Source organism: Methyloversatilis sp. S146-33, from assembly GCF_059552495.1.
This window is the reverse complement of the sequence record NZ_JCANOT010000039.1, coordinates 25,758-51,238: the sequence shown is the minus strand read 5'-3', so window position 1 is coordinate 51,238 and position 25,481 is coordinate 25,758. Positions and strand designations below refer to the sequence as shown.

Sequence of the window (25,481 nt, the reverse complement as noted above, 5' to 3'; positions counted from 1 at the left end):
GCGGATGCGGGACGCTCAGCAAGATCCGTGCATGCGCTGCACGCATCTTGCTTTTCCGGTGCGGGAGAGATGCGGCGCGCGGTGCGCGCCGGCCACACACCGACAGAGGCCGACCATGCGATTGCGCTTCCACATGACGCCGGGCTCGTGCTCGACCGGCATCCACATCCTGCTCGAACATCTGGAGCTGCCGTTCGAGGCTTACGTCGTGAACCTGCCTGCCGGCGATCACCGTCGCCCGGAATATCTGGCGATCAACCCCAAGGGCACGATTCCGGTGCTGCAGATCGACGAAGAGCCGGCGCTGACCGAATTCCAGTCCATCGCGCTGTGGCTGGCCTGGCAGTTCCCGCGCGCACGGCTGCTGCCGGCGTCGCCATTCGACGCCGCGCGCGCCGTCGATCTGATGACTTATGTCGTGGGCACCGTGCATGGCGCTGGCTACACCCGCATCTTCACGCCCGAGCGTTACCTGTCGGCGGGCGTGGACGACGTGGCGAAGGCGCAGTGGCTGGAGGCGGTCAGGGCGCAGGGCCGGGCCCTGGTGGCGGACGCCGTCACACTGATCGATGCGCGCATTGACGACGACGGCCGGCTGTTCGGCGACGACCTGACGGTCGCCGACGCCGCGCTGTTCTACGTCACCTTCTGGGCCGACCGCATCGGCCTGCTGTTGCCGTCACGCTGTCTCGCCTTCTACCGGCGCATGCGCGAGCGGCCGGTGGTGCGCCGCGTGCTGGCCGAAGAAGGCTATCGCTGAGCCGGCGGATCCGCCGGCCACCCGCCGCGATCAGGACGTCGCGCCGTCGCTCTGCTGGGCGGCCACTTCGGCGCGCACCTTGTCCATGTCCAGCGCCTTGGCTTGTTCGATCAGTTGTTCGAACTGACCGGCGGGCAGCGCGCCCGGCTGTCCGTACAGCACGATCTGGTCGCGGAACACCATCAGGGTCGGAATCGAGCGGATGCCGAAGGCGGCGGCGATGCCCTGTTCCTCTTCGGTATTCACCTTGGCGAACACGATGTCCGGATACTTTTCCGACGCCGCTTCGTAGACCGGGGCAAAATTGCGGCAGGGGCCGCACCAGGGTGCCCAGAAATCGATGATGACGAAAGGGTTGTTTTCGACCGTGCTGTTGAAGCTGTCTTCGGTAAGTTCGATGGTGGCCATGGGGGTCCTTGGGTGTGAATCGCTCGGGGGCGAGCCGGCATGGTAGCCGAGCGTCGCCCGTATGTCGGCCGTTTTGCTCCCAGTCCGACCGGCCCGCTGCACAAGGGTTCGCTGGTGGCGGCGCTGGCCAGCTGGCTGGATGCGCGCGCGGCCGGCGGCGGCTGGCTGTTGCGCATCGAGGACGTGGACGAGCCGCGCTGTTCGCCCGAGGCTGCCGACACCATCCTGCGCCAGCTCGACGCGCTGGGCCTGCACTGGGACGGCGAGGTGGTGTGGCAGAGCCGGCGTACCGCGCGGTATCGCGCCGCGCTCGACGCTCTGGTCGCCCGCGGTCAGGCCTACGGCTGTGTCTGCACGCGCCGCGATCTGGAGTCGCAGCCGCTGGCCTCCGATGGCGCACGGCGTTACCCCGGCACTTGCCGCGATCGCGCCGGCATCGCGCCACGCGCCTGGCGGTTGCGCGTGCCCGCGGGCGAGGTTGCGTTCGACGACCGCGTACTCGGTCGCATCGCGGTCGATGTGGCGGCGGATTCCGGCGACTTCGTGCTGTGGCGTGCCGACGGCTACTGCGCCTATCAGCTTGCGGTGGTGGTGGATGACGCCGACCAGGGCGTGACCGACGTCGTGCGCGGCGCCGATCTGCTCACCTCGACGCCTCGGCAGATCCTGGTGCAGCGCGCGCTCGGCCTGCCGCAGCCGCGCTACGCACACGTACCGGTGGTGCTCGACGCGAACGGCGAAAAGCTGTCCAAGCAGACACGCGCGCCGGCGCTGGAACCGGCCGACGCGCTGACCGACCTGGCGGAGGCGCTCGCCTTTCTGCGTCACCCGCCGCCAACCGACATCGTGGCCTCGGGGCGTGAGGATCTGCTCACGTGGGCGGTGCAGCGGTGGACGCTGACCGCGCTGTCCGGGACGCAGTAGCAGAGGGACTCAGTAGTGCGGCGGAATGTCCTGCTGCGCGTCGGCGCGCTCGGCCGGTTGCATGCCCTGCACCTGCGCATAGACGTGCTTGAGCTGCAATTGCAGCGATTCGATGGCGCGCTGCTGCTCGAACACGGTGCGGTTCAGCGCGTCCAGCATGTCGTCCATCAGCGCGATGCGGGCTTCGAGGTCGTTCAGGCGGTCGGTCATGTCGGTGTGTCCGGAGAATGTTGGCGGGCCAGCGCCCAGGCGACGTGTTCGCGCACGACCGGTGATGCGTGGTCGGCACGCGCCTGCAGCGCGGCGATATGGGCGGCGGAGGACGGCGCGTTGCCGAGGGCGACCGCGATATTGCGCAGCCAGCGCTCATGGCCGATGCGGCGGATCGCGCTGCCTTCGAGCCGGCGGTTGAATTCGTCCTCCGACCAGGCGAACAGCTCACCCAGCGAAGCGCGGTCCAGACCGTTGCGCACCGCGAAGTCCGGCTCGACGGCCTTGACCGCGTGGCGGTTCCACGGGCACACCAGCTGGCAGTCGTCGCAGCCGTAGATGCGGTTGCCGATCGCCGGGCGTAGCGGCTCGGGAATCGGGCCGTCCAGTTCTATCGTCAGGTAGGACACGCATAGCCGCGCGTCCAGCTGGTAGGGCGCGACGATGGCGCCGGTCGGGCAGACGTCGATGCAGCGGGTACAGGTGCCGCAGTGGTCGGCTTGCGGCGCGTCGGGTGGCAGCGGCAGCGTGGTGAACAGTTCGCCGAGGAAGAACATCGAGCCGGCGTCGCGGTGGATCAGCAGCGTGTGCTTGCCGCGCCAGCCGAGTGCGGCGCGGCGGGCGATCTCGACTTCCAGCACCGGCGCCGAATCGGTAAATGCACGGTGGCCGAACGGGCCGACCACGCTCTCGATCCGTTCCGCCAGCTTCTGCAGCCGGCTGCGCAGCACCTTGTGGTAATCGCGGCCGAGCGCGTAGCGCGACACATAGCCCAGTTCGCTATCGTCCAGAACGGTCTGTGCGTCCACAGCGTCGTCCGGCCAGTACGGCATGCGGGCGCTGATGACCGACAGCGTGCCCGGCACCAGTTCGGCCGGGCGTGCACGCATCGCGCCGTGGCGCGCCATGTAGTCCAGTTCGCCGTGGCGGCCGGCGGCCAGCCAGTCGAGCAGCCGGGTTTCCGCCTCGCCCAGATCGATGCCGGAGATACCGACCGACGCGAAACCCAGTTCGCGCCCCCAGCCGCGGATGTGCGCGACCAGCTCTTCCGGGCTGCAGGGCAGGGTGCCGCTCATCGCGCGCTCACCCGGGCGGATAATGGCGGCCGATCCGATTTTGCGCAGACCGCCATGAATGATTCGACCCTGACGATGGACCTCGCCGACACCGCCGCCACCGAGGCGCTGGGCGCGCAACTGGCGCGCGCGCTGGCGCCCGGACTGTGCGTATTTCTGGACGGCGACCTGGGCGCCGGCAAGACCACGCTGGTGCGCGGGCTGCTCAGGGCGCTGGGCCACACGGGAAAGGTAAAAAGTCCGACCTTCACTTTGCTTGAATCGTATGCTATTTCTAGCTTAAACTTCCCGTTGTATCACTTTGATTTTTATCGCTTCACGCATCCGGATGAATTCATCGAAGCAGGTCTGGACGAATACTTCGGGCAAACCGGCGAAAGCGCGGGCGTCTGTCTGGTCGAATGGCCGGACAAGGCGGGCGCGCATCTGCCGCAGCCCGATCTGCGCATCGCGCTCGCCATGGTCGGCGAAGCGCGCCGTGCGCGGCTGTCCGCCGGCAGCGAAGGAGGTCGGGCATGTTTAAGCCGTTTGTCCGTCGCCGCGGAAGGACTTCCGCCCGCGACCTGAGCCGGCGCGATTTTCTCGGGTTTTCCGGCGCTGCGCTGCTGCTGTCGGTGAGCCCGGTCGGGCGCGCTGCCGCCACCTCGCTGCTGGCCGTCCGCGTCTGGCCGTCGCTGGAATATACCCGCATCACGCTGGAATCCCGCGACGCGTTGAAGTTCGCGCACTTCACAGTGCAGAACCCGGAACGCCTGGTGATCGACATCGAGGGCGTGGAGCTGAACAACGTGCTCGGCAGCCTGCCGGGCAAGATTTCCGATACCGATCCCTACATCAAGCTCATCCGCGCCGGCCGCAACAAGCCGGGCGTGGTGCGGCTTGTGATGGAGCTGAAGACCGAGGTGAAGCCGCAGGTATTCACGCTGGCGCCGGTCGGTCAGTACGGTCACCGGCTGGTGATGGACATCTATCCGTCGCAGCCCATCGACCCGCTGATGCAGCTCGCGCGTCAGGGCGACATCCAGTACCAGGGCGACGTCGCACCCGACCAGCCCGACGCGCCTGCACAGTCGCAGGCGGCCGAGCCGGCACCCGAACCGGCGAATCAGACCGCGTCGCGCGATGCGGGCAGCAAGAAGACGGAGGTCGACGTGAGTCGCCTCGTCACCATCGTGCTCGACCCCGGCCATGGCGGTGAAGACCCCGGTGCGGTTGGCCGTGGCGGCAGCTACGAGAAGAACGTGACGCTGGAAGTGGCACAGCGCCTGCAGAAAAAGATAGACGCCGACCCGACGATGCGCGCCGTACTGACGCGCGACGCCGATTTCTTCGTGCCGCTGGGCACTCGCGTCGCCAAGGCGCGCCGCGTGCGCGCCGACCTGTTCGTGTCCATCCACGCTGACGCCTTCGTGCGGCCCGATGCGCGCGGCAGTTCGGTGTTCGTGCTGTCCGACCGTGGCGCCACCAGTTCGGCCGCGCGCTGGCTGGCGCAGCGCGAGAACTCGGCCGACCTGATCGGCGGCGTCAATCTCGACGTCAAGGACCCCTATCTCGCGCGCACGCTGCTCGACCTGTCGCAGACGGCGACGATGAACGATTCGATGAAGCTGGGCCGCGCCGTGCTGGGCGAACTGGGCGGCGTGAACACGCTGCACAAGCCGCATGTCGAGCAGGCCGGCTTCGCCGTGCTGAAGGCGCCGGACATTCCGTCCATCCTGGTCGAGACCGCCTTCATTTCCAACCCGGAAGAAGAGAAGCGGCTGACCGACGACGCCTACCAGGACAAGCTGGCCGACGCCATCCTGCGCGGCATCCGCCGCTATCTGGCGAAGAATCCGCCGATGGCCAAGTCGCGGCTGGCGTCGCTGTAAGCGGCCGGCGGCATTCAGCGCACGCCGCGGTAGCCGCCTGCCACGCCTCTCGGCGACAGCACCCACTGCCACAGCTGGATGTCGCGCGCGCGGAAAGCGCCGGCGCAGGACAGCAGGTAGTAGCGCCACATGCGGTGGAAGCGTTCGCCGAGGCGCTCGGCGAACTGCGGCCAGGCGGCTTCGAAGTTCGCGTGCCAGGCCATCAGCGTGCGGTCGTAGTCGGCGCCGAAGTTGTGCAGGTCCTCCACCACGAATACATCATCGACGGCGTCGCCGATCTGGCCGATCGACGGCAGTTCGCCGTTGGGGAAGATGTAGCGGTCTATCCAGGGGTCCGTGACGCCGCGCCGCGTGTTCTTGCCTATCGTATGCAGCAGCGCCAGCCCGTCGGGCGCCAGTGCGCGCCGCACCACCTGCATGAAAGTGCGGAAGTTGCGCCGGCCGACGTGCTCGAACATGCCGACGCTGGCTACCCGGTCGAAGGTTTCGCTGCCGTTGAGTTCGCGGTAGTCCTGCAGCCGGAACTCGACCGGCAGTCCCGCGTAGCGTTGCTGTGCCCACTCAGCCTGTTCGCGCGATACGGTGACGCCGGTGCCGCGCACGCCGTGGTGCTCGGCGGCGTAGCCGAGCAGGCTGCCCCAGCCGCAACCGATGTCCAGCAGGTGCATGCCGGGGCGCAGGTCCAGCTTGCGGCAGATCAGTTCGAGCTTGGCCTCCTGCGCCGACGTGAGGTCGGCGGCGTCCTGCCAGTAGCCGCAGGTGTAGGTCATGCGCGGGTCCAGCATCGCCGCGTAGAAATCGTTGCCGAGGTCGTAGTGGCGTTCGCCGACCTGCCAGGCGCGACGCGGCGTCTGCCGGTTCAGCAGGCGGGCGCTGAAGGCGTGCATCAGCAGCGACGCCGGCTTCACCCGCGCATCCAGCCGGGCGCGCAGCAGGCGGGCGAAGAATTCGTCGAGCCGGCCGGCGTCCCAATCGCCATCCATATAGGCTTCGCCCAGACCGAGGCTGCCGTATGCGAACACGCGCTCAGGCAGGCGAGGGTGGTGCATCTGCAGGTCGCAGGGCGCGTCGCCGTCGAGCGTGATGCCGGCGTCGGCGAGCAGGCCGGTCAGCAGCCGCAGGCGGGGCGAAGGGGCCGGCGCAGGCGCGGCAGCTGGTTGTTCGAACGCTTCTCTTTTCATCCGTGGTCTTCCTCGTCAGGGCGAAGGCAGGAAAAAAGTGACCGTAGGCAGGCGGCCGGCGTCGCCACCTGAAGTTTTAGACGTAGTCCAAGGTATGCGCCTTCGCAATGTTCCAGGTCAAGCTTTCGTCCGGTTGCGCCGCGTGAAAACCCTGAAATGGCGTGCCGGCGCGCGCTTGACTCACGTCATGGGCGGCCGGTGCGCAGCCGCCTAGAATGTGAGCCCATGATTCGAACCCTGTCCCCGTGATGAACGCGCCGGAATCACCGCTGAACCTGAGTGCGGATGCGGCCGCTGCGACGACGGCCTGCTATCACTGCGGGCTGCCGGTCGATGGCCCGGTGCGCTACCGCGTCCGCGTCGCCGGTGAGGACAGGCCGATGTGCTGCGCCGGCTGTGCGGCGGTCGCCGAAGCCATCTCCGGCGGTGGTCTGGAGGCTTTCTACGCCCACCGCGACGCCTTGCCCGAAACGGCACCCGACGGCGGTGCGCGCGACCTGTCGGTATACGACCTGCCGGAAGTGCAGGCCGATTTCGTCCGCACGGTCGCCCACGCGGACTGCGCCGACGCCCGCGAGGCGCTGCTCATCATCGAGGGCATACGCTGTGCGGCCTGCGTGTGGCTGAACGAACAGCACGTCGGTCGCCTGCCCGGCGTGCTGGTGCTCGAAATCAACTACGCGACGCGCCGTGCGCGTGTGGTGTGGGACCCGGTCCGGATTCAGCTGTCGGCCATCCTGCGGGCGGTGACCGAGATCGGCTACGAAGCGTGGCCGAACGATCGCGCACACGCCGAGTCGGTCGCCCGCAGCGAGCGACGCGACGCGCTGTGGCGCCTGGCGGTGGCCGGGCTCGGCATGATGCAGGTGATGATGTACGCGTGGCCGGAATACACCGCCGGTGACGCCGAACTGCCGGGCAGCATCGCCGCGCTGATGCGCTGGGCCAGTCTGGTGCTGACGGCCCCCGTCGTGTGCTACTCGGCCGCCCCCTTCTTCTCGCGCGCGCTGCGCGACCTGGCGGCGAAGCGCGTCGGCATGGACCTGCCGGTCGCGCTCGGCATCGGTGCCGCCTTCATCGCCAGTCTGTGGGCCACGGTGACGCATTCGGGCGAGGTGTATTTCGATTCGGTCACCATGTTCGTATTCCTGCTGCTGGGTGGGCGCTATCTCGAAATGCTGGCGCGCCAGCGTGCGGTGCGCGGCGTCGAGGAACTGGCGCGCGTGATGCCGGCGCTGGCGCACCGTTTCACCGCGTGGCCGGGAACGGCGACCGAGGCGGTGCCGGTGGCGCGACTGCTGGCGGGCGACCACGTTGTGGTCGCCGCCGGCGAGGTGTTTCCGGCCGACGGCCGTCTGGTCGATGGCCGCAGCGAGGTCGATGAAAGCCTGCTCACCGGCGAGTCGAAGCCGCAGGGCCGCGGCCCCGGCGACCGCGTGGTCGGCGGCAGCGTAAACATCGGCTCGCCGGTGGTGCTGGCGGTGGAGCAGGTCGGCGAGGCAACGCGGCTGGCGGCGATCCGCCGGTTGATCGGCCGTGCTTCGGCCAGCCGGCCCGAGGTGGTGCAGTTCGCCGATCGCATCGCCGTTCATTTCGTCAAGGCGCTCATCGTGCTGGCCGTGCTGACCGCCGGAGTCTGGCTCTGGCTGGACCCATCGCAGGCGCTGTCCGTCTTCGTCGCGGTGCTGGTCGTCAGTTGCCCGTGCGCGCTGTCGCTGGCCACACCGGCCGCGCTGACCGTCGGCACCGGCGTGCTGTCGCGCAGCGGTCTGCTGGTGACCCGCGCACACGCGATCGAAACGCTGGCGCGCGTCACCCACGTCGTGTTCGACAAGACCGGCACCCTCACCACCGGCGCCATGGCCTTGCAGACGGTCGAACTGATGGGCGACATCGACGCCATACAGGCCACCGCGCTGGCCGCGGCGCTGGAAGGGCCGTCCACTCACCCGATCGCGCGTGCGCTGCGCGCGGCGGCCGGTGAGCAGGTGCGCCCGGCCGTCGACGAGCTGTCGGCGGTGACCGGGCAGGGCGTGCAGGGCGTCATCGCCGGCCGTCGCCTGCGGCTGGGCAGCGCGGACTACGTCTGCGCGCTGTCCGGGGCGCCGCTTCCGGACTCGCCGTCGGGCATCGCGACGCCGGTATGGCTGGGTGACGAACGCGGTCTGCTGGCGCGCTTCGATCTCAGCGATGCCGTGCGATCCGGGGCACCCGAATTGCTGGCGCACCTGCGCGAGCGCGGCATCGCGGTCAGCCTGCTGTCGGGCGACGCACACGCACCGGTCGAGGCGCTGGCGCAGGAACTGGGCATCGCCGACGCACACGCGCGGATGACGCCTGAGGGCAAGCGCGCCTATATAGAAGCGTTGCAGCAGCGCGGTGCCGTCGTCGCCATGCTGGGTGACGGTGTCAATGACGCACCGGTGCTGGCGCAGGCCCAGGTGTCGGTGGCGATGGGCGGCGGCACCGAGCTGGCGCGCGCGCAGGGCGATCTGGTGCTGCTGTCCGAACGTTTCGACGCGCTCACGCGCGGGCTCGACACCGCCCAGGCTACGCTGGCCATCGTGCGGCAGAACCTGCGCTGGGCCTTTGCCTACAACCTGCTGGCCATCCCGCCGGCGATGCTGGGCTGGATCACGCCGTGGATGGCCGGCATCGGCATGTCGCTCAGTTCGCTGATGGTGGTGCTCAATGCATTGCGTCTGCAGCGGCGAGCAAAGGAGCGGAACTGATGGACATCCTGTGGTTGCTGGTGCCGATGTCGGTACTGATCGCGCTGGGCATCGGCGCTGTGTTCATCTGGTCGGCGCGCAGCGGCCAGTTCGACGATCTCGAAGGCCCGGCCCATCGCATGCTGATGGACGACGACCGTGCGCAGACCATCGACGACACACCGGCGGCCGGCAAGGACGACCGCAAGGTGTGACGCCCGAGGCGGCCGAGGCGTCATTTCCTGTCTATAGTGCGGATGCACCCACCGACCGGAGCGCGCCGATGACCCGTTGCACCCAGCACGCCCATCACGACCACCAGCACGGCCCGCAATGCGGTCATACCGCGGTGCGCCACGAAGGCCACGTCGATTTCCTGCATGACGGCCATCTGCACCACGTGCATGGCGACCATGTCGACGAGCACGTGATCGCCGTCAGCGCCGCCAACCCGGACGGCTGCACACCGCAGCATCACTGTGCCGGCCATGGCGCCGGTCATGTGCATGGGCCCGGCTGCGGCCACGAAGCGGTGCCGCACGGCGACCACGTCGATTACCTGGTCGACGGTCATCTGCACCATCCGCACGGTGATCACTGCGACGACCACGGCCCGCTGCAGATCGCCTGACGCGCCGGCGCAGCCTGCCGCGGCTATCATGCAGGCCGGGCCTGAAGACTGCGTCGCAATAAATGTCCTTTCATCGAGCCGGCGACGCGTGGCGTTCGCCGGCGCTATTCATGCCGGCGGCACTGCGCGGCTGGCTGACCGATCCTCATTCGCTGACCTCACGCATCAGGGCGCGCTGCCGGCACTTCGCGGTGCAGCCGCTGCGTACCGGCCGTGCCGCGCTGGCGGCCGACGAGGCCTGTCTTCTCGGCAGCGGCCGGGCGCAGGCGCTGTCGCGCGAGGTGCTGCTGCACGCCGACGGCGTGCCGGTGGTGTTCGCGCACAGCGTGGTCAACATGCGTGACGTGCGCGGCGTCTGGCACATGTTCGCCGGCGTCGGCTCGCGGCCGCTCGGTGCGCTGCTGTTCGCCGACGCGCGCATCGCCCGCTCGCCGCTGGCGGCACGCCGGCTCGACGCCCGCCACCCGCTGTACCGGCGCGTGCTGGCCGAAGGCATTGCGGTGAGCGGCCCGCTGTGGGCGCGCCGTTCGTTGTTCGTACGCAGAGGCCGGCCGCTGCTGGTGACCGAAGTCTTCCTGCCGGCCATTTCGGAACTCGCGCCATGAACCTGCTTGCCCGCCTGAATGCCTGGGAACGCCTGATGCGGCTGGACAAGCCGATCGGCATCCTGCTGCTCGCCTGGCCCACGCTGTGGGCGCTGTGGGTGGCCGGCGGCGGCAAGCCGTCCGCCTTCATCGTCTGGATATTCATGCTCGGCACGGTGCTGATGCGCAGCGCCGGCTGCGTCATCAACGACTACGCCGACCGCAATTTCGACGGCCACGTCGAGCGCACGAAGAACCGCCCGCTGGCGACCGGCGAGGTCGGCACGCGTGAGGCGCTGCTGCTGGCCGCTGCGCTGGCGCTGTTCGCCTTCATCCTCATCCTGCCGTTGCACCGGCTGGTCATCCTGCTGTCCTTCGCCGCGCTATTCCTGGCCGCCAGCTACCCCTTCACCAAGCGCTTCTTCGCCATTCCGCAGGCCTATCTTGGCATTGCCTTCGGCTTCGGCATTCCGATGGCCTATGCAGCGCAGCTGTACACGGTGCCGATGGAAGCCTGGCTGCTGCTGGCCGCGAACGTGTTCTGGGCGGTCGCCTACGACACCGAGTACGCGATGGTCGATCGCGACGACGACCTGAAGATCGGCATCCGCACCTCGGCCATCACCTTCGGCCGCTTCGACGTCGCGGCGGTGATGGTCTGCTACGCGATCACGCTGGCTTTGCTCGCGCTCTACGGCCGGCTCGAAGGGCTGCACTGGCCCTACTACGTCGGTCTGGTCGTTGCCGCCGGCATCGCCGGCTATCACTGGACGCTGATCCGCGGCCGCGACCGCGCGCGCTGTTTCCGCGCTTTCCTGCACAACAACTGGCTGGGCGCCGCGGTGTTCGCCGGCATCGTCGCCGATTACGCCTTGCGTTGACGCGGCGGCGTAAGGCGGGCCACCGACCTGCGTCTACCTGAGCGGGGCGCGTCCGGCCCGGCAACAGGAGAGCGACATGAAGAGGCTGAGCGCGGTGGGTCTTGCGGCGGCTGCATTGCTATGCATCTTCGAGGCGCAGGCGGGGCCGCTGCGCGAGCGTCTGGCTGAGCGGCGCGCCGACAGCGGAGCCGAGATCCGCCTGCCCGCCGGCAGTCGCGCGCAACGCAATATCGCTTATGGCGAGCATGCCGACCAGCGCATGGACGTCTACATCCCCGACGGCGCCCGCGACGCACCGGTGCTCTTCCTCGTGCATGGCGGTGGCTGGCGTCGCGGCGACAAAGCGCACGGCCGGCTGATCGGCAACAAGCTTGCGCACTGGCTGCCGGCCGGCGTGATCGTCGTGTCGGTCAATTACCGCATGCTGCCCGACGCCGACGTGCTGACACAGCGCGACGACGTGGCGGCCGCGCTGGCCAGGGCGCAATCGCTGGCGCCCTCCTGGGGCGGCGATCCGTTGCGCTTCGTGCTGATGGGGCATTCGGCCGGTGCGCATCTGGTGGCCTTGCTGGCCGCCGCGCCACAGGGCGAACGCCGTTGGCTGGGCAGCGTGCTGCTCGACAGTGGCGCGCTCGACGTCGAACGCCTGATGAAGGAACGCCACGCCGGCCTGTTCGACGACGCTTTCGGCAAGGATCCCGCCTTCTGGCGTGCGACCTCGCCGCTGTACCAGCTTGGCGGGCCGACCGCGCCGTGGCTGGCGGTGTGCTCAAGCCGCCGCCGTCAGGCCTGCGACCAGGTGAAGGTGTTTGCGCAGCGGGTGCGCGAAACCGGCGGCCGCATCGACGAGCTGCCGGTCGATCTGTCGCACGGCGACATCAACGAACAACTGGGTCTGCCCGGCGACTACACGCGGCGGGTCGATGACTTCCTGCGCGGCATCGGCGCCCTGAAATGAAAACGCGCGGCCCTGGAGCCCCGCGTTCTTGTTACGTCCGTTCGGTACGTTTCAGCCGCGGCGACGGGCGCGCAGACCGATCAGGCCCAGGCCGGCCAGCAGCAGCGCGTAGGTTTCGGGTTCCGGCACCGGCGCGACTTCGACCGTCAGCAGCGGGCGATCGCTGACCATGAAGCCTTCGGCGCTGTAGAAGTCGATACCGTTGGTGCCATTTGGCATGAAGGGCAGCAGCGCCCAGCCGTAGCCCGGCACGTCGCCGTCCTGCATGCGGCGCAGCGCGTCGGTGAAATCCAGCACCAGGGTGCCGGATTCGATGTTGGCATCGCCGTTGTCGGCACCGATGGTCAGGAAGGGCAGCATGGCGGCTTCGAGACCGTCGGTCTGGATGCCGTCGCCCATCGTGTTCCAGGTGGCGGATGCGGAGTTCCAGTCGCTCAGCATGTCGTAGAAGCGGATGCCGCTGCCGGCGCTGGTGATCTGCAGCGTCAGCGTGGCCGACACCACGGTTTCGCCGGTCTTGATCTGGTTGGCGGCGCTGCCGAACAGGTTGTCGAAGCGCAGCAGTACGTGGTTCGGCGAACCGTTGTCCGACGCGTCGATGCTCACTTCCTGCTCGTAGCCGCTGCTTGCATCGGGGTCGCTGCTGTACAGCGTCACGTCCATCGTGCCGTCGTAGCCGCCGGCGCCCTGCTGGAAGGTATAGGTCGCGGCGAACGCCGGTGCGGCCGCGAACAGCGCAGCCGCGATCAGGGATTTGCTCAACATGGGAAGCCTCTCGAATCGGAAAGGGCCGGCGCTGGTGCGCCGGCCCGGAACTGCGGACTGCAGGCGTGCGATTACAGTGCGCCGTTATCCCACGGGCCGGTGATCGCGTAGGTGATGCCCGGCGACTGGGTGTTCACGAACAGCCACTCGTTGTGGAAGGTCGCGCCGCAGAACTCGGAACCCATCGAGTTGCTGCTGAAGGAGCGGCCGGACGGACGGGTGTAGGTGCCGATGGCGCCGGTGCGGAAGTCGGCGTTGTTGGCGATGAACGGGAACACGGTGCCGTCAGTGGTCAGGCCGTGGCAGCGCGATACCGAGTTGCCGCCGTCTTCGCACAGGATCAGGCTGCCGCGCGGGCTCCAGGCGATGTTGTCCGGGTTGTCGCAGACGTCGGCGCCGGACGATTCGTAGACCAGCGTGAAGGTTTCGCGACGCGGATCGTAGGCGAAGATCTGGCCCTTGCCGGCGGCACCGCCGCTGGTCGAACACACGTAGATCACGCCGTTGCCGTACCACACGCCTTCGCCGCGCACGATGCTCGACGCTCCCTGCATGATGCCCTGGGCGACCACGCCACCGTAGGACGTACCCGTGATGAAGGGCTTGTTCGGCTCGTCGATGTTTACCCACTCGACGTCGAAGGTGGTGCCCGGAGCCTGTGCCACGCCGGTGTTGTAGTAGCCGTAGCTGACACCGTTGATGCTGCGGGTGGCGTTGTTGGCCGTCTTCAGCTTCATCATCTGCAGCTTGCCGCCCATCTCCGGACGACCGATGACGTTCGGGATGAAGCGGTAGAAGCCGGACGGCGTGCTGTCTTCGGTTTCGTAGATGATGCCGGTGACCGGATCGACGGCAACGGCTTCATGGCTGAAACAGCCCATGTCGACCAGCGGAACGGGCTTGGCGACGCCGGTGGCCGGCACGTCGAAGCAGTAGCCGTGCTGCTTGGAGGCGCCGTTGTGCGGGCCGTCCGACGTTTCTTCACAGGTGATCCACGAGTTCCACGGGGTCGGGCCGCCAGCGCAGTTGCGGATGGTGCCGGAGATCGACGCGTACGCGCCGACCCACTGCTTGGTGCGCGGCGAGAACACGAGGTTGGTCGTGCCGCCGTTGCACAGCGGGTCGTAGGTGATCTTCGGGTTGGCGTACGAACCGGCGGTGCGGCTGCCCTGTTCGTGGTTACGCACCAGCACGATCTTGTTCGCGTCGGCGGCGACCACGGCCATGCCGTCGTGCGCACCCGGAGTGGCGATGCCGTCGGTCATCACGTCGCCGGTCCAGCCGTAGGACCAGTACTTGAAGCCTTCCGGCAGCTGCAGCAGCGGCAGGCCGGTCACTTCGTCGGCGACCGGAGCGAGCGGGCCGTAGTCCGGGCTGAACGGCAGCTGCACGGCGTGCGCCTTCTTCGAACCGAGGATGCTGAAGGGCATCGCCACGGTGGCGGCGGCAGCGACGCCGCTCTTCAGGAAGCCGCGGCGCCCGTAGGTCCAGTGCGGGTCCATGTCCTTGGAGGCGTCGGTCTTGCTGAAGTCGCGCAGGACGTCGATCAGGTCGTCTTGATGGTTCATTGTTGTCTCTCCGTTTTCAGTATGCAGGGGGCGGGTGCGTCAGGCGCGGCGGCGGGCGGCCGCGCCGATCAGGCCGAGGCCGGCCAGCAGCAGGGCGTAGGTCTCGGGCTCCGGCACGGTGGCGGTGATGGTGTAGCCGAGCTGACCGGCGCCGACGTTGTCGCTGAAGTCGGCGATGGCGAGCACGAACAGGCCGTTGCCGTAGTCGTTGAAGAAGTTCGCGCTGGCCGCTTCACCGGCGCCTGCGAGGGGGTTGGACGGCGTGCCATCGGCGCCGGTGACGAACATCGTGGTCGCCGAGGCGCTGCTGATGTCGAAGTAGTTGGCGGTATCGCTCTCGACGCCGTACCAGATGCCGAAAATGACGTCGAGCGTCGGGTCCGTCGGGGTGACGGTGATCGACACTTCGCTCATGAAGTCGGCCTTGAAGGTCCAGAAGGACCAGTTTTCGGCGCCGCCGATGAAGGAATAGCTTTCGGCGGCGACGGTGCCGGCCGTGCTGCCGCTGCCGAACTGGCCGCTGATGGCCGGAGCGGCCGCTTGGGCGCCGGCCGACATCAGGCCGGCCAGCAGGGCGGCCGCAAGGGTGGAACGAATAGACATGGGACTCTCCGGTCTGGGTTGAGACGCGGAAAGTCTGTCGGGCGACGATGTCCTGCCAGTTAATCTTCCGTTAACGTTCGGCGTGCGCAGTCATAGGCCGTTTGGCCGGTGAGGATGGTCCGGTCGGACTATCGGCTGGCGAGCGAACCCAGACTGGCGAGAGCGGTATCGACGCGAGCGTCCCAGCGCACGGCGCACATCAGGCGGATGCAGTTGCGGTACTTGCCCTGCGGCGAGAACAGCGGGCCGGGCGCGATGCTGATGCCGGCCGCCAGCGCCCGCGACTGCAGCGCCAGCGCGTCGATGTGCTCCGGCAGTTCCACCCACAGGATGAAGCCGCCGGCCGGCCGCGTGCAGCGTGTGCCGGGCGGGAAATGACGCGCGATCGCCGTCTGCATCCTCTCCATCTGTTCGGCGTACTGCCGGCGGATGCGCGCCATGTGCCGCTCCGGCCGGCCACTCGCGAGGTAGTCGGCGAGTGCGCGCTGCGGCAGCAGCGCGGTCGCCATGGTGCTGCCGTACTTGAGGCGCTCGACCTCGCGCCGCCAGCGCCCGGCGACAATCCAGCCGATGCGCAGGCCGGGCGCGAGTGTCTTGGAGAAGGACGAACACAGCAGCACGTGGCCGGTGCGGTCCCAGGCCTTGGCCACGCGCGGGCGTTCGCCGTCGTGTGCCAGCTCGCCGTAGATGTCGTCCTCGATCAGCGCGATGCCGCGACTGGACAGCATCTGCACGATGCGCCGCTTGTGCGCGTCCGGCATCAGCGCGCCGCTCGGGTTGCTGAAGCTGGTGCAGGCGAGGCAGGCCTTGACCGGCCACTTCTCCAGCGCCAGTTCGAGCGCGTCCGGGCTGAGACCGGTCTGTGCATCGGTCGGAATTTCGAGCGCCTTCAGGCCCAGCGATTCGATCAGCTGCAGCGTGCCGAAGAAGGCGGGCGACTCGATGGCGACCACATCGCCCGGCTGCGTGGTCGCGCGCAGCGCCAGCGTCAGCGCTTCCTGGCAGCCGGTGGTGATGACGATGTCGTCGGGGTGGATCTGGCAGCCGGAATCGACCGCGCGGCGGGCGATCTGCACGCGCAGCGCTTCTTCGCCGATGAATTCTCCGTAACGCGCGCTGCCCGCGTCGTCGGCGCGCAATGCGCGGCCGAGGCTCGCGCGGATGTCCTTCACCGGCAGGAAGTCGGCGTGCGGGATGGCGGTGCTGAACACCAGCAGATCGTCGCGGTGCGAGGCGCGCATGACTTGGGCCACGCGTTCCGACATCGTCACTTCGCCCGGCGATTCGTCATCGCAGGTCTGGCAGGCGCGCGGCGGCAGCGCTTCCGGCGTGCGCGCGTAGAAGCCGGACTGCGGCCGCGCCTCCAGCCAGCCCTGCGCTTCGAGCTTGCGGTAGGCGGAAATGCAGGTGGCGATACTCAGGCCCTGCTGCAGCGCGATGCGCCGCACGGACGGCAGGCGCTGGCCCGGTGGGTAAAGACCGGCGCGGATGTCGGAGCGCAGCCGGTCGGCGAGTTGTTCGTAGCGGTTCATGCGGCGTCCTCTCGCGGTGGCGGCTGATACTGTACTGCACGGCATTTTCTGTCGACCGGTACAGTTCGCGCATACTGTTGCCGGTACAGATCCGCTTGACTATCAATTGTGTCGGTCCAAAAACAGATTCCTGTGCATCGACCGTCACAGTTGCCGACGGCATGATCCGGTCATCCCGTGAAGGAGTCCCGCCATGCCGATGATCACGCTGCAACTGTCCCGCCCGCTCGACGCCGAAACCCGCCTCGCCGTGATCCGCGCGGTGACCGATCTGACGGCCGAGATACTTGGCAAGAAGCGCGAACTGACCGCGTTGTCCATCGGCCACAGCGAACACTGGTCGGTCGGCGCGGAGGCGGTCGGCGGCGCGCTGACCGCCTTCCATCTGGAGGTCCGCGTTACCGCCGGCACCAACACGAAGCCGGAGAAGGCGAACTATCTTTCTGCCGTCTGGCAGTCGCTGGACGAACTGGTCGGCCCGCTGCATCCGGCCAGCTACATCGTGGTCAGCGACCTGGCGGCGGATTCATGGGGCTATGCCGGCGAAACACAGGAGTTGCGTCATGTCCGCGCACGCCTGGCTCAGTGATATGGCCCGCCGGCTGCGCGAGGTACGCCGGCAGCGGCGAGCGCGTGCAGAATTGCAGGCGATGAACGATCTCGAACTGCGCGACCTCGGTCTCGGGCGCTCGGACCTGCCGTCGGTGCTCGGGGGGCGCTTCGAGGACGGGTTTCGCGCGCAGGCGAAACGCCTGCATTGATTCAGGACCTGAAATGATCAAGGCGCACAGCCTCACCATGGCCCGTTACCACGGCTGGGCCTTCGACCGCCTGTTCGCGTCGCTCGAGGCGGTCAGCGACGCCGACTGGCGTGCCGATCACGGGCTGTTCTTCAAGAGCCTGCACGGCACCCTCAATCATCTGCTGCTGGCCGACCTGATCTGGTACGGCCGCTTCACCGGCCGGCCGTACGCGGCCGCCTCGCTCGCCGACGAGGTCGAGTCCGATCGCGCGACGCTGCGGCAACGGGTGCGTGCGCAGGCCGAGCGCTGGATCGAACTGGTCGAGGGGGCCGACGAGGCTACCTTCGGGGGTCGGCTGCGCTACGCCAGCATGGCCGCTCAGCCCTGTGACACGCCGTGGGCCGGCACGCTGCTGCATGTGTTCAATCACGCGACCCACCACCGCGGCCAGATGTCGGCGGTCGCCACGCGCCTGGGCCAGCCGGCGCCGGAGATGGACCTCGTCTACTTCCTGCGCCTGAGCGGACTGTGAGCGGACACGAGCCGCGCGCGCCGGAGGACATCGAGTTCGCCGCGGCCGACGGCTACCGGCTGCGTGGTCGCCTGTGGCGACCGCTATTGGATGACGGCAGGCGACCGGCGGTCATCATCTGCTGCGCCACCGGAGTGGCGGCGCGCTACTACGGACGCTTCGCCGCCTGGCTGACCGCACATGGGCTGCCGGCGATGACCTTCGACTACCGCGGCATCGGCGATAGCCGTTACGGCAGCCTGCGCGGACTGCGTGCAACCAAGCACGACTGGGGCGCGCTCGACACCGACGCGGCGATCCGTGCGCTGGCCGCCCGCTTCCCCGGGCGCACGCTGGTCGGCGTCGGCCACAGCATCGGGGGCTTCTGCCTCGGGTCGGCGCCGTCGAATGCGCGGCTCGCCCGACTGCTGCTGGTCGGCTCGCAGTACGCGTACTGGCCCGACTATGCGCCGCGCCAGCGTGTCGGCTACCTGTTGCGCTGGCATCTGCTGATGCCAGCGCTCGCACTGGTGATGGGCTATTTCCCTGGCAAGCGTCTGGGCTGGCTGGAGGACCTGCCGCGCGGTGTCGCGCTCGAATGGGGGCTGCGGCTGTGGCCGGATTTCGACCGGCTTTACCGCTGGCTGCCCGGCGCCGGCGGCGCCCCGGACGGCGACGCGGCGCGCGCAGCCTTTGCGGGCTACCGCGGCGAAGTACTGGCCTGCGCCTCGGCCGACGACCCCTACGCGACGCCGGCGGCGATGGAACGGCTGCTCGGCTGGTTCACGCAGGCGCGCACGCGCCAGGTGCAGTTCCTGCCGGCCCGCTTTGGCCTGAACCGTATCGGCCACTTTGCGCCCTTCCACTCCGACATGCGGCGCACGCTGTGGCCGCTCGGTCTCAAATGGCTGCGCAGCCGCCGCACGGGCTGAACCCGTGCGACGGCGGCTACCGTCAGCGCGTGCTGCGCAGCAGCGACTTCATTGCGGCGTCACGCGGCAGCACGTAGTCGTGCGCGGCCAGCGCGACATTGGTGGCCGGGTCGATCACCTTCAGATTGATGAACACCATGTCTTCCGCGGCGCCATAGGTGCCGACAATGACGGCGCGCGCCTGGTGCGAGCGAGCGAGATCCTTGATCTCGCGGGTGAGCATCATTTCGCCCTGGTGCTGGCGCACATAGACGTTGTTGCGGAATTTCATTTCCACCATGTGGTAACCGGCGCGCGAGAAGCGCGACGATACGTGTTCCGACACCAGCCGGCCGAGCGTGGATGACTGGTCCAGCGCGTCGATGTTCACCACGGTGGCGATGATGAGCGGATTGCCGCTGCCGATCGAATTGTCGATCTGTCCGAGCAGCGCATCGGCCGCCTTGTAGTTGGCGGGCACGAAGCGGTCGCTGGCCGCCTGTTCGTAAGTGGGATCCGGCTTGACCGAGGAGGTGCAGGCGGCCAGCGGCAGCAGGCCGGCACACAGCAGCGCGAGGACAGAGGAACGCATCTCACTGGTCTCCATTCAGGCGGATGGTGTGCGTGCCGCTGCCGGCGTCGTAGAGCGCGCGGTCGCCGTCGGCGACGTAATAGACATGCGTGCGGTGGGCGAGGAAGCGCTGCTCGTCGCTGACCTGCGCAGTGATGATGATTTCCGCCTGCGGCGTCGCGCCCGATGCGAATTCGGAGCGGAACCAGCCGTAGGCATCCGCGCCGACGACGCCTGCGGTCGCCACGCCTGCCGCACTGGCGTCGGCCACGGCGAGACCCCACAGACCGGCCGCCAGCATGGTTGCCGTGCCGCTGTGTTTGTACTGCGGGCGATCGGCCGAGAAGCGCAGTGTGCGGGTGTCGAACTCGAGCACCAGCGCGCCCTGCGGCGTGCGATTGACGGTGCGCCCCTGTTCGATCAAAGCCGAGATGAGCTGCTTCTCGAAAGCGAGATTGAAGTGGGTGCGCGCGCTGCTTTCGCGTACGAACAGCGGGCGTTCGTCCTTCAGGTCGCGCGCGATCTGCGCCGCGACGTCACGGGCGATGACCGACCAGTGGCCGGCCGCCTGTACCTTGGGCTGTTTCGTGGTCGGGAAGTTGGTGGCGAGCGGTGTTTCGCTGTGCGGCGCGGCGCAACCGCCGAGCACTGCGCCAAGGGCGAGGGCTGTGCCCAGGTGTCGGGTGTTCATCGGACGGTCTGACCTCCCGGTTGGTGGAATCCAAGGATATGCATGAAGCATATACGGGGCGGAATCTACCAGAACACGGCAGGCTTGCGTCAACCGCTACGTCAGCGCGTCGTGGCGTGGCGTAGCGCGGCGGCGACGGTGGCGAAGTGGATATCGACGATGTCGGCGATGTCCTCGGCGTAGCCGCCGGCCATCGCCACCGCCAGCGGCAGGTCGTGCCGACCGCAGTAGTCGAATACCCGGGCGTCGCGTGCGGCCAAGCCCGGCTTGGTGAGCCTGAGCCGACCGAGGCGGTCGCCTTCGAATGGATCGGCGCCGGCGAGGAAGAGGACGAACTGCGGGTCGAAGCGCGCGCTCATCCTCGCCAGTGCGTCGTCGAGTGCGGCCAGGTAGGCGTCGTCGCCGCAGCCGTCGGGCAGTGCGACGTCGAGGTGGCTGCGTTCCTTGCGGAAGGGGAAGTTGCGATCGCCGTGCAGCGACAGCGTGAATACGTCGTCCGCCCGTCCGAGGATTTCGGCGGTGCCGTCACCCTGGTGCACGTCGAGGTCGATGATGGCCACGCGTTCGATGCGGCATTCGGCCTGCAGCATGCGGGCGGCCACCGCCGAGTCGTTGAACACGCAATAGCCGGCGCCGCTGGCGCGCTTGGCGTGGTGGGTGCCGCCGGCCAGATTGACCGACACGCCGTCGCGCAGCGCGCTGCGACAGGCGGCCATGGTGGCGCCGGCGGAGCGGCGCGAGCGCTCTATCATCTGCGCCGACCACGGAAAGCCGATCATGCGGATTTCGTTCACGCTCAGTTCGCCGCGGCTGGCGCGGTCGACGTAGCCGGCGTCGTGGGCGCGACACAGTTCGGCGTCGGTCGCGGCCGGCGGCTCGCTCAGCGTGACGCCCGGCAGTTCCGCCGCGACGCGTTCGCGCAGCCGGCGGTACTTGTCCATCGGAAAGCGATGGGTTTCGGGCAGCGGCAGGACGAAGTGGTCAGCGTACCAGGCGAGCATGTCGTGCAGGTGGGCGGGACGGTCGCGCATTCTGACAGCGGGTCGTCAGCAAGGGTTGCGACAGCTGTATCGGAACGCCTGCGGTGCAGCGCGGTCTGTCGCCGCGTGCGGGGTGCGGCGGCCTTCACTATCGCTTACCATCGGCCGCGCGTTGTGCAGGACTCAGCAAGGCGCGAAGCACTGGAGCCGTAACACGACATGAAATACACGGATTTGCGCGACTTCATCGCGCAGCTCGAACGGATGGGCGAACTGAAGCGCGTCGCGCGCCCGGTGTCGCCGCATCTGGAAATGACCGAGATCTGCGACCGCGTGCTGCGCGCGCAGGGGCCTGCGGTGCTGTTTGAGCAGCCGACCGGTCACAGCATGCCGGTACTCGGGAACCTGTTTGGCACACCGGGCCGCGTGGCGCTTGGTATGGGCGTCAGCGGCGACAAGTGGGCGGAAGCGTTGCGCGACATCGGTCGCACGCTGTCCATGCTGAAGGAGCCGGAGCCACCCAAGGGCCTGAAGGATGCGTGGGACAAGCTGCCGATGCTGAAGCAGGTGTTCTCGATGGCGCCGAAGAAGGTGTCGTTGGCGCCGTGTCAGGACATCGTGTGGGAGGGCAGTCAGGTCGATCTGTCGCGCCTGCCGGTGCAGCACTGCTGGCCCGGTGACGCGGCACCGTTGATCACCTGGGGTCTGGTGGTGACGCGCGGACCTGACAAGAAGCGGCAGAACCTCGGCATCTACCGCCAGCAGGTGATCGCGCAGGACAAGGTGATCATGCGCTGGCTGGCCCACCGCGGCGGAGCGCTCGATTTCCGCGACCACGCGCGCAGATTCCCCGGCACGCCCTTCCCAGTGTCGGTGGTGCTGGGCTGCGATCCGGCGACGATACTGGGCGCGGTGACGCCGGTGCCGGACACACTGTCCGAGTACCAGTTCGCCGGCCTGCTGCGTGGCAGCCGCACCGAACTGGTGAAGTGCATCGGCAACGATCTGGACGTGCCGGCCAGCGCCGAAATCGTGCTCGAAGGCGAACTGCGGCCGGACGCGAGCCATCCGACCGGCTACGAGCACGCGCCGGAGGGGCCGTTCGGCGACCACACCGGTTACTACAACGAAGTGGCCGAGTTCCCGGTGTTCACGATCACGCGCATGACCCTGCGCCGCAATCCGATCTACCACTCGACCTACACCGGCAAGCCGCCGGACGAGCCGGCGATGCTGGGGGTGGCGCTGAACGAGGTGTTCGTGCCGCTGTTGCAGAAACAGTTTCCCGAGATCACCGACTTCTACCTGCCGCCGGAGGGCTGTTCCTACCGGCTGGCGGTGGTGTCGATGCGCAAGCAGTATCCAGGGCACGCCAAGCGGGTCATGTTCGGTGTCTGGAGCTTCCTGCGCCAGTTCATGTACACGAAGACCATCATCGTCGTGGACGAGGACATCGACATCCGCAGCTGGCAGGAAGTGATCTGGGCGATGACCACGCGCATGGACGCGAAGCGCGATACCGTCATCGTCGACAACACGCCGATCGACTACCTTGATTTCGCCAGCCCGGTGGCCGGCCTCGGGTCGAAGATGGGGCTGGATGCGACCAACAAGTGGCCGGGCGAAACCAGCCGCGAGTGGGGGCGCACGATAGAGATGGATGCCGACGTGAAGAGGCGGGTCGATGCGATGTGGTCCGAGCTCGGGCTCTGAATCACGGACTTCGATCACGCCTCAGTTTTTCCTTTCATCACGACATTCAGCGCGTAGAGCGCTGAACAGGAGTTGCGATCATGGCCATCGGCCTCTACATCATCGGCGATGAAATCCTGTCCGGCCGCCGTCAGGACGGACACTTTGCCAAAGTGCGCGAACTGCTCGCCGAGCGCGGCCTGCAGCTGTCCTGGGTGAGCTATCTGGGCGACGAACGGCCGCGTCTGATCGACGCTTTCCGTCGTTCGATGGCGACGACCGACATCGTGTTCTCCTGTGGCGGCATCGGTGTCACGCCGGACGACCACACGAGGCAGTCGGCGGCGGCGGCGCTGGGTGTCGACTGCGTGCTGCATCCGGCGGCCGAGGTCGAGATCCGCGCACGCTTCGGCGCCGAGGTGACCGAAAACCGTCTGCGTCTCGGCGAGTTTCCGGCAGGGTGCGACATCATTCCCAATCCGTTCAATCGTATTCCCGGCTTCAGCTGTGGCGATCATCACTTCGTGCCGGGCTTTCCGGAAATGGCCTCGCCGATGATGCAGTGGGTGCTCGACACGAAGTACCGGCACCTGCATCACACCCGCAACTGGACGGAGGCGTCCTTCTTCGTGTTCGATGCGCACGAGAGCCGGCTGCTTGACCTGATGCAGGCGATCGAGCGCGACTACGGTGTCACCGTGTTCAGCCTGCCCAGCTTCGGCAATGCGAAGCGGGCGCGGCCGCACATCGAACTGGGCGCCAAGGGCGATCCGGACAAGGTCGCCCCGGCGCTGGCAGCCATGCGTGTCGAGGTGATCCAGCGCGGCCTGGAGGTCGACGCAGACCCGCTCTGACCGGCGCCAGGCGGGCTGTCGGACCCCTGATCAAGACGCCTGTCACGGCCGGCGAGCAGATCCGATCGACATCGTCGATACGACGATTCACTATTCGCGCGGAATTTTCGTGTGGAGAGTGTTCGATGAATCGCGTGTCGGCGCCGCGTGCCTGTGTAGTGCTCACGCTTGCAGCTGCGCTGGCCGGGTGCTGGCAGATCGACGACCTCGGTGACCTGCCCGGTGGGCCGCACTTAAGCGAGGCCTACGCCATCAACGAAGGTGGGGATGTGGTCGGGTATGGCAGCGATGCCGACGGCAATCGCGCTTTCGTCTGGCGGCGCGGAGTCGGTCTGACGCCGCTGCCGCGGCCTGCGGGCACCGCCGCATGCGCTGCCGCCGGCATCAATGACATGGGTCTCGTCGTCGGACACTGCCAGACGAGCGGCGGCGGCCGGAAGATCGCAGCCGTGTGGTCCGGCGGCGAGGTCGAGGCTGTCCAGTTCCCTGGCCGTCGCGTGCTCAGCAGCGAACTGCTCGCGGTGAATCAGGCCGGTGACGTTGTCGGTGGTTTCCGCGAAGAAGTGGGTCGTTCATTCGTGGTCGACATTGCTTTCACCTGGCGGTACGACAGTTCGCAGCCCTTACGCAGCATCACGCCTTTGCCGTCTGATCTCTGTGGCTCGGGCGTGGCGCGCGCCATCGGACCGCTGGGCTGGATTGCCGGCCATGCGTACGTCACGCCACATCCGCCCTGGTTATGGAATCCGGCGACCGGACGTGCGCATCCGGTCGGAGAGTTGTCGGCGCCGGCCAGCACGAGCGGCGAGGCACGCGGCATCAACGACCAGCGACAGGTCGTCGGCGTTTTCGACGGACGGGGTTTCGTGTGGACGCCGGCCGGACCGGGAGAGGTGCAGGGCACGACGATCGAGATTCCGTTCGAGCCCTACGACATCAACAATCGCGGGCAGGTGGTCGGCGTACAGGGCGGGCGTGCGGTGCTCTATGACCTCGGCACCGAGAGGCTGACGGTGCTCGAGGACCTGCCGGAGGTACGACGGGCGGGCTGGCGTCGCCTGGCGCTGGCGCGAGCGATCAACGATAGAGGTCAGATCGCGGGCTACGGCGTTAATGTGGCGGGCGACGTGAGTGGTTTTGTGATGACTCCGGACTGAAACCCGCTGCAGTCGCGTAAACGAAAAGAGCCCCGCACAAGGCGGGGCTCTTTTCAGACTGCTCTTGAAGACTTAGGCAGCGGCCTTCTTCTTCGCGGTCGTGCTGGCGGCGCCGACGGCACGCACGGTCGCCGAGGTGGCGGCGTTCACGTTGGCTTCAGCCATTTCGACGGCTTGCTTGGCAGCCTTGGCCATGCTGTCGTAGGCGCTGTTGGCGGCGGCGATGGCCGACTTGACAGCGGCGACGGCGACATCGGAACCGGCCGGGGCTTGCTTGGCAGCCTGATCCAGGGTCGAGGTGACAGCCTTGTTGACTTCACCGACCTGAGCTTCGACAACCTTGCTCAGCTCTTCCTGGGTTTGCGAAACGATTTCATAGACGCTGCGCGAGTAGGCAACAACCTTCTCGATCGCCGGCTGGACCAGGCCGCTCTGCAGCGACACGATCTCTTGCACGTCCTTGGCGCCCATCAGGGTCTTGGCGTTCGCGACGCTGTCTTCCAGCAGCGAACGGGCGGTGTTCAGGTTCAGAGCGGCGAGGCGCTCGGTGCTGGCAAAGGCGGTGTTGGCCAGGGTCAGCAGGGCTTCGATGCCGTTCTTGTTGGCGGCGGCGAAATGTTCAGGGGTGAAGGCCATGGTGGTTATCTCCGTACATTTAGTTGAAAGAGCGACCACGACCGGGCGGTAAAACCGGGAACACCCACGAGG

At 67.8% G+C, this 25,481-nt stretch carries 29 protein-coding genes; 17 read left to right on the top strand and 12 right to left on the bottom strand.

The window, feature by feature from the left end:
• Nucleotides 1-115 precede the first annotated feature (115 nt).
• Complete coding sequence (locus tag AC51BJ_RS16910) at nt 116-760, top strand: glutathione S-transferase family protein (RefSeq protein WP_496281010.1); 645 nt, start codon at nt 116-118, stop codon at nt 758-760.
• A gap of 30 nt (nt 761-790) precedes the next feature.
• On the opposite strand, the gene trxA is transcribed toward AC51BJ_RS16910, so the two are convergent.
• Entirely contained in the window at nt 791-1,168 is a 378-nt protein-coding gene (gene trxA / locus AC51BJ_RS16905) for a thioredoxin (protein ID WP_020165826.1), read from the bottom strand.
• A 39-nt stretch (nt 1,169-1,207) separates the two neighbouring features.
• Here trxA and gluQRS point away from each other — a divergent pair, with 39 nt between their 5' ends.
• Nucleotides 1,208-2,092 carry a tRNA glutamyl-Q(34) synthetase GluQRS gene (gene gluQRS / locus AC51BJ_RS16900; RefSeq protein WP_496281009.1) on the top strand — a complete coding sequence of 295 codons (885 nt, stop codon included), beginning with the start codon at nt 1,208-1,210 and terminating at the stop codon, nt 2,090-2,092.
• 9 nt (nt 2,093-2,101) lie between these two features.
• Here the strand turns inward: gluQRS and AC51BJ_RS16895 are convergent, their stop codons facing one another.
• Together AC51BJ_RS16895 and queG are read right to left on the bottom strand one after the other, a co-directional pair.
• On the bottom strand, nt 2,102-2,302 hold the full coding sequence (locus tag AC51BJ_RS16895) for a SlyX family protein (RefSeq protein ID WP_019916815.1): 201 nt from the start codon (nt 2,300-2,302) through the stop codon (nt 2,102-2,104).
• Complete coding sequence (gene queG, locus AC51BJ_RS16890) at nt 2,299-3,378, bottom strand: tRNA epoxyqueuosine(34) reductase QueG (protein ID WP_496281008.1); 1,080 nt, start codon at nt 3,376-3,378, stop codon at nt 2,299-2,301. The genes AC51BJ_RS16895 and queG overlap by 4 nt, the downstream gene beginning before the upstream one ends.
• A gap of 54 nt (nt 3,379-3,432) precedes the next feature.
• Between queG and tsaE the strand changes: the two genes are divergently transcribed.
• Nucleotides 3,433-3,945 carry a tRNA (adenosine(37)-N6)-threonylcarbamoyltransferase complex ATPase subunit type 1 TsaE gene (gene tsaE, locus AC51BJ_RS16885; RefSeq protein ID WP_496281007.1) on the top strand — a complete coding sequence of 171 codons (513 nt, stop codon included), beginning with the start codon at nt 3,433-3,435 and terminating at the stop codon, nt 3,943-3,945.
• Nucleotides 3,894-5,249, top strand: coding sequence for an N-acetylmuramoyl-L-alanine amidase (locus tag AC51BJ_RS16880; RefSeq protein ID WP_024300815.1), 1,356 nt, complete (start codon nt 3,894-3,896; stop codon nt 5,247-5,249). Before tsaE ends, AC51BJ_RS16880 begins: the two co-directional genes overlap by 52 nt.
• Before the next feature lie 14 nt (nt 5,250-5,263).
• On the opposite strand, the gene cfa is transcribed toward AC51BJ_RS16880, so the two are convergent.
• On the bottom strand, nt 5,264-6,430 hold the full coding sequence (gene cfa / locus AC51BJ_RS16875) for a cyclopropane fatty acyl phospholipid synthase (RefSeq protein ID WP_496281006.1): 1,167 nt from the start codon (nt 6,428-6,430) through the stop codon (nt 5,264-5,266).
• A 248-nt stretch (nt 6,431-6,678) separates the two neighbouring features.
• Here cfa and AC51BJ_RS16870 point away from each other — a divergent pair, with 248 nt between their 5' ends.
• The 6 genes from AC51BJ_RS16870 (at nt 6,679) to AC51BJ_RS16845 (ending at nt 12,195) form a co-directional block, all read left to right on the top strand.
• Nucleotides 6,679-9,162, top strand: a complete 2,484-nt coding sequence (locus tag AC51BJ_RS16870; RefSeq protein ID WP_496281005.1) for a heavy metal translocating P-type ATPase — start codon at nt 6,679-6,681, stop codon at nt 9,160-9,162.
• The gene (gene ccoS / locus AC51BJ_RS16865) at nt 9,162-9,356 is read left to right on the top strand and encodes a cbb3-type cytochrome oxidase assembly protein CcoS (RefSeq protein WP_304005314.1); all 195 of its coding nucleotides are present in this window, start codon (nt 9,162-9,164) and stop codon (nt 9,354-9,356) included. The genes AC51BJ_RS16870 and ccoS overlap by 1 nt, the downstream gene beginning before the upstream one ends.
• A gap of 68 nt (nt 9,357-9,424) precedes the next feature.
• Nucleotides 9,425-9,772 carry a hypothetical protein gene (locus AC51BJ_RS16860; protein ID WP_019916823.1) on the top strand — a complete coding sequence of 116 codons (348 nt, stop codon included), beginning with the start codon at nt 9,425-9,427 and terminating at the stop codon, nt 9,770-9,772.
• A 62-nt stretch (nt 9,773-9,834) separates the two neighbouring features.
• Nucleotides 9,835-10,377, top strand: a complete 543-nt coding sequence (locus tag AC51BJ_RS16855; protein WP_496281004.1) for a chorismate--pyruvate lyase family protein — start codon at nt 9,835-9,837, stop codon at nt 10,375-10,377.
• Nucleotides 10,374-11,237: a 4-hydroxybenzoate octaprenyltransferase gene (gene ubiA, locus AC51BJ_RS16850; RefSeq protein WP_430435108.1), complete on the top strand. Its 864-nt coding sequence runs from the start codon at nt 10,374-10,376 to the stop codon at nt 11,235-11,237. The genes AC51BJ_RS16855 and ubiA overlap by 4 nt, the downstream gene beginning before the upstream one ends.
• 76 nt (nt 11,238-11,313) lie before the next feature.
• Nucleotides 11,314-12,195, top strand: a complete 882-nt coding sequence (locus AC51BJ_RS16845) for an alpha/beta hydrolase (RefSeq protein WP_430435107.1) — start codon at nt 11,314-11,316, stop codon at nt 12,193-12,195.
• A gap of 51 nt (nt 12,196-12,246) precedes the next feature.
• Here the strand turns inward: AC51BJ_RS16845 and AC51BJ_RS16840 are convergent, their stop codons facing one another.
• The 4 genes from AC51BJ_RS16840 to AC51BJ_RS16825 form a co-directional block, all read right to left on the bottom strand.
• Nucleotides 12,247-12,960, bottom strand: coding sequence for a DNRLRE domain-containing protein (locus tag AC51BJ_RS16840; RefSeq protein WP_430435106.1), 714 nt, complete (start codon nt 12,958-12,960; stop codon nt 12,247-12,249).
• Between the two features lie 71 nt (nt 12,961-13,031).
• Entirely contained in the window at nt 13,032-14,528 is a 1,497-nt protein-coding gene (locus AC51BJ_RS16835; RefSeq protein WP_496281003.1) for a PhoX family protein, read from the bottom strand.
• Nucleotides 14,529-14,567: 39 nt separating this feature from the next.
• On the bottom strand, nt 14,568-15,131 hold the full coding sequence (locus AC51BJ_RS16830) for a PEPxxWA-CTERM sorting domain-containing protein (RefSeq protein WP_496281002.1): 564 nt from the start codon (nt 15,129-15,131) through the stop codon (nt 14,568-14,570).
• A gap of 128 nt (nt 15,132-15,259) precedes the next feature.
• Nucleotides 15,260-16,663, bottom strand: coding sequence for an aminotransferase-like domain-containing protein (locus AC51BJ_RS16825; protein WP_430435103.1), 1,404 nt, complete (start codon nt 16,661-16,663; stop codon nt 15,260-15,262).
• 193 nt (nt 16,664-16,856) lie between these two features.
• Here AC51BJ_RS16825 and AC51BJ_RS16820 point away from each other — a divergent pair, with 193 nt between their 5' ends.
• The 4 genes from AC51BJ_RS16820 to AC51BJ_RS16805 are packed head-to-tail and all read left to right on the top strand — an operon-like array spanning nt 16,857 to nt 18,849.
• Nucleotides 16,857-17,252: a tautomerase family protein gene (locus AC51BJ_RS16820; RefSeq protein WP_304000453.1), complete on the top strand. Its 396-nt coding sequence runs from the start codon at nt 16,857-16,859 to the stop codon at nt 17,250-17,252.
• Nucleotides 17,227-17,424 (top strand): YjiS-like domain-containing protein, encoded by a 198-nt coding sequence (locus AC51BJ_RS16815; protein WP_304000452.1) that lies wholly within the window; start codon nt 17,227-17,229, stop codon nt 17,422-17,424. Before AC51BJ_RS16820 ends, AC51BJ_RS16815 begins: the two co-directional genes overlap by 26 nt.
• A gap of 13 nt (nt 17,425-17,437) precedes the next feature.
• Entirely contained in the window at nt 17,438-17,938 is a 501-nt protein-coding gene (locus AC51BJ_RS16810; protein WP_430435102.1) for a DinB family protein, read from the top strand.
• Nucleotides 17,935-18,849: an alpha/beta hydrolase family protein gene (locus AC51BJ_RS16805; protein WP_496281001.1), complete on the top strand. Its 915-nt coding sequence runs from the start codon at nt 17,935-17,937 to the stop codon at nt 18,847-18,849. The genes AC51BJ_RS16810 and AC51BJ_RS16805 overlap by 4 nt, the downstream gene beginning before the upstream one ends.
• Nucleotides 18,850-18,871: 22 nt before the next feature.
• On the opposite strand, the gene AC51BJ_RS16800 is transcribed toward AC51BJ_RS16805, so the two are convergent.
• From AC51BJ_RS16800 to AC51BJ_RS16790, 3 genes are all read right to left on the bottom strand, one after another.
• Nucleotides 18,872-19,420 (bottom strand): FlgO family outer membrane protein, encoded by a 549-nt coding sequence (locus AC51BJ_RS16800; RefSeq protein ID WP_496281000.1) that lies wholly within the window; start codon nt 19,418-19,420, stop codon nt 18,872-18,874.
• Between the two features lies 1 nt (nt 19,421).
• Nucleotides 19,422-20,090 carry a hypothetical protein gene (locus tag AC51BJ_RS16795; protein WP_430435099.1) on the bottom strand — a complete coding sequence of 223 codons (669 nt, stop codon included), beginning with the start codon at nt 20,088-20,090 and terminating at the stop codon, nt 19,422-19,424.
• Nucleotides 20,091-20,191: 101 nt separating this feature from the next.
• A complete protein-coding gene (locus AC51BJ_RS16790; RefSeq protein ID WP_496280999.1) occupies nt 20,192-21,121 on the bottom strand; it encodes a histone deacetylase family protein in 930 nt (309 codons plus the stop codon).
• Between the two features lie 168 nt (nt 21,122-21,289).
• Between AC51BJ_RS16790 and ubiD the strand changes: the two genes are divergently transcribed.
• The 3 genes from ubiD to AC51BJ_RS16775 all read left to right on the top strand — a co-directional run bounded on the left by ubiD (nt 21,290) and on the right by AC51BJ_RS16775 (nt 24,773).
• Nucleotides 21,290-22,783, top strand: coding sequence for a 4-hydroxy-3-polyprenylbenzoate decarboxylase (gene ubiD, locus AC51BJ_RS16785; RefSeq protein ID WP_496280998.1), 1,494 nt, complete (start codon nt 21,290-21,292; stop codon nt 22,781-22,783).
• An 80-nt stretch (nt 22,784-22,863) separates the two neighbouring features.
• The gene (locus AC51BJ_RS16780; RefSeq protein WP_496280997.1) at nt 22,864-23,616 is read left to right on the top strand and encodes a competence/damage-inducible protein A; all 753 of its coding nucleotides are present in this window, start codon (nt 22,864-22,866) and stop codon (nt 23,614-23,616) included.
• 125 nt (nt 23,617-23,741) lie between these two features.
• Nucleotides 23,742-24,773 (top strand): HAF repeat-containing protein, encoded by a 1,032-nt coding sequence (locus AC51BJ_RS16775; protein ID WP_496280996.1) that lies wholly within the window; start codon nt 23,742-23,744, stop codon nt 24,771-24,773.
• A gap of 72 nt (nt 24,774-24,845) precedes the next feature.
• On the opposite strand, the gene AC51BJ_RS16770 is transcribed toward AC51BJ_RS16775, so the two are convergent.
• On the bottom strand, nt 24,846-25,409 hold the full coding sequence (locus AC51BJ_RS16770) for a phasin family protein (protein WP_020165799.1): 564 nt from the start codon (nt 25,407-25,409) through the stop codon (nt 24,846-24,848).
• Nucleotides 25,410-25,481: the final 72 nt, after the last annotated feature.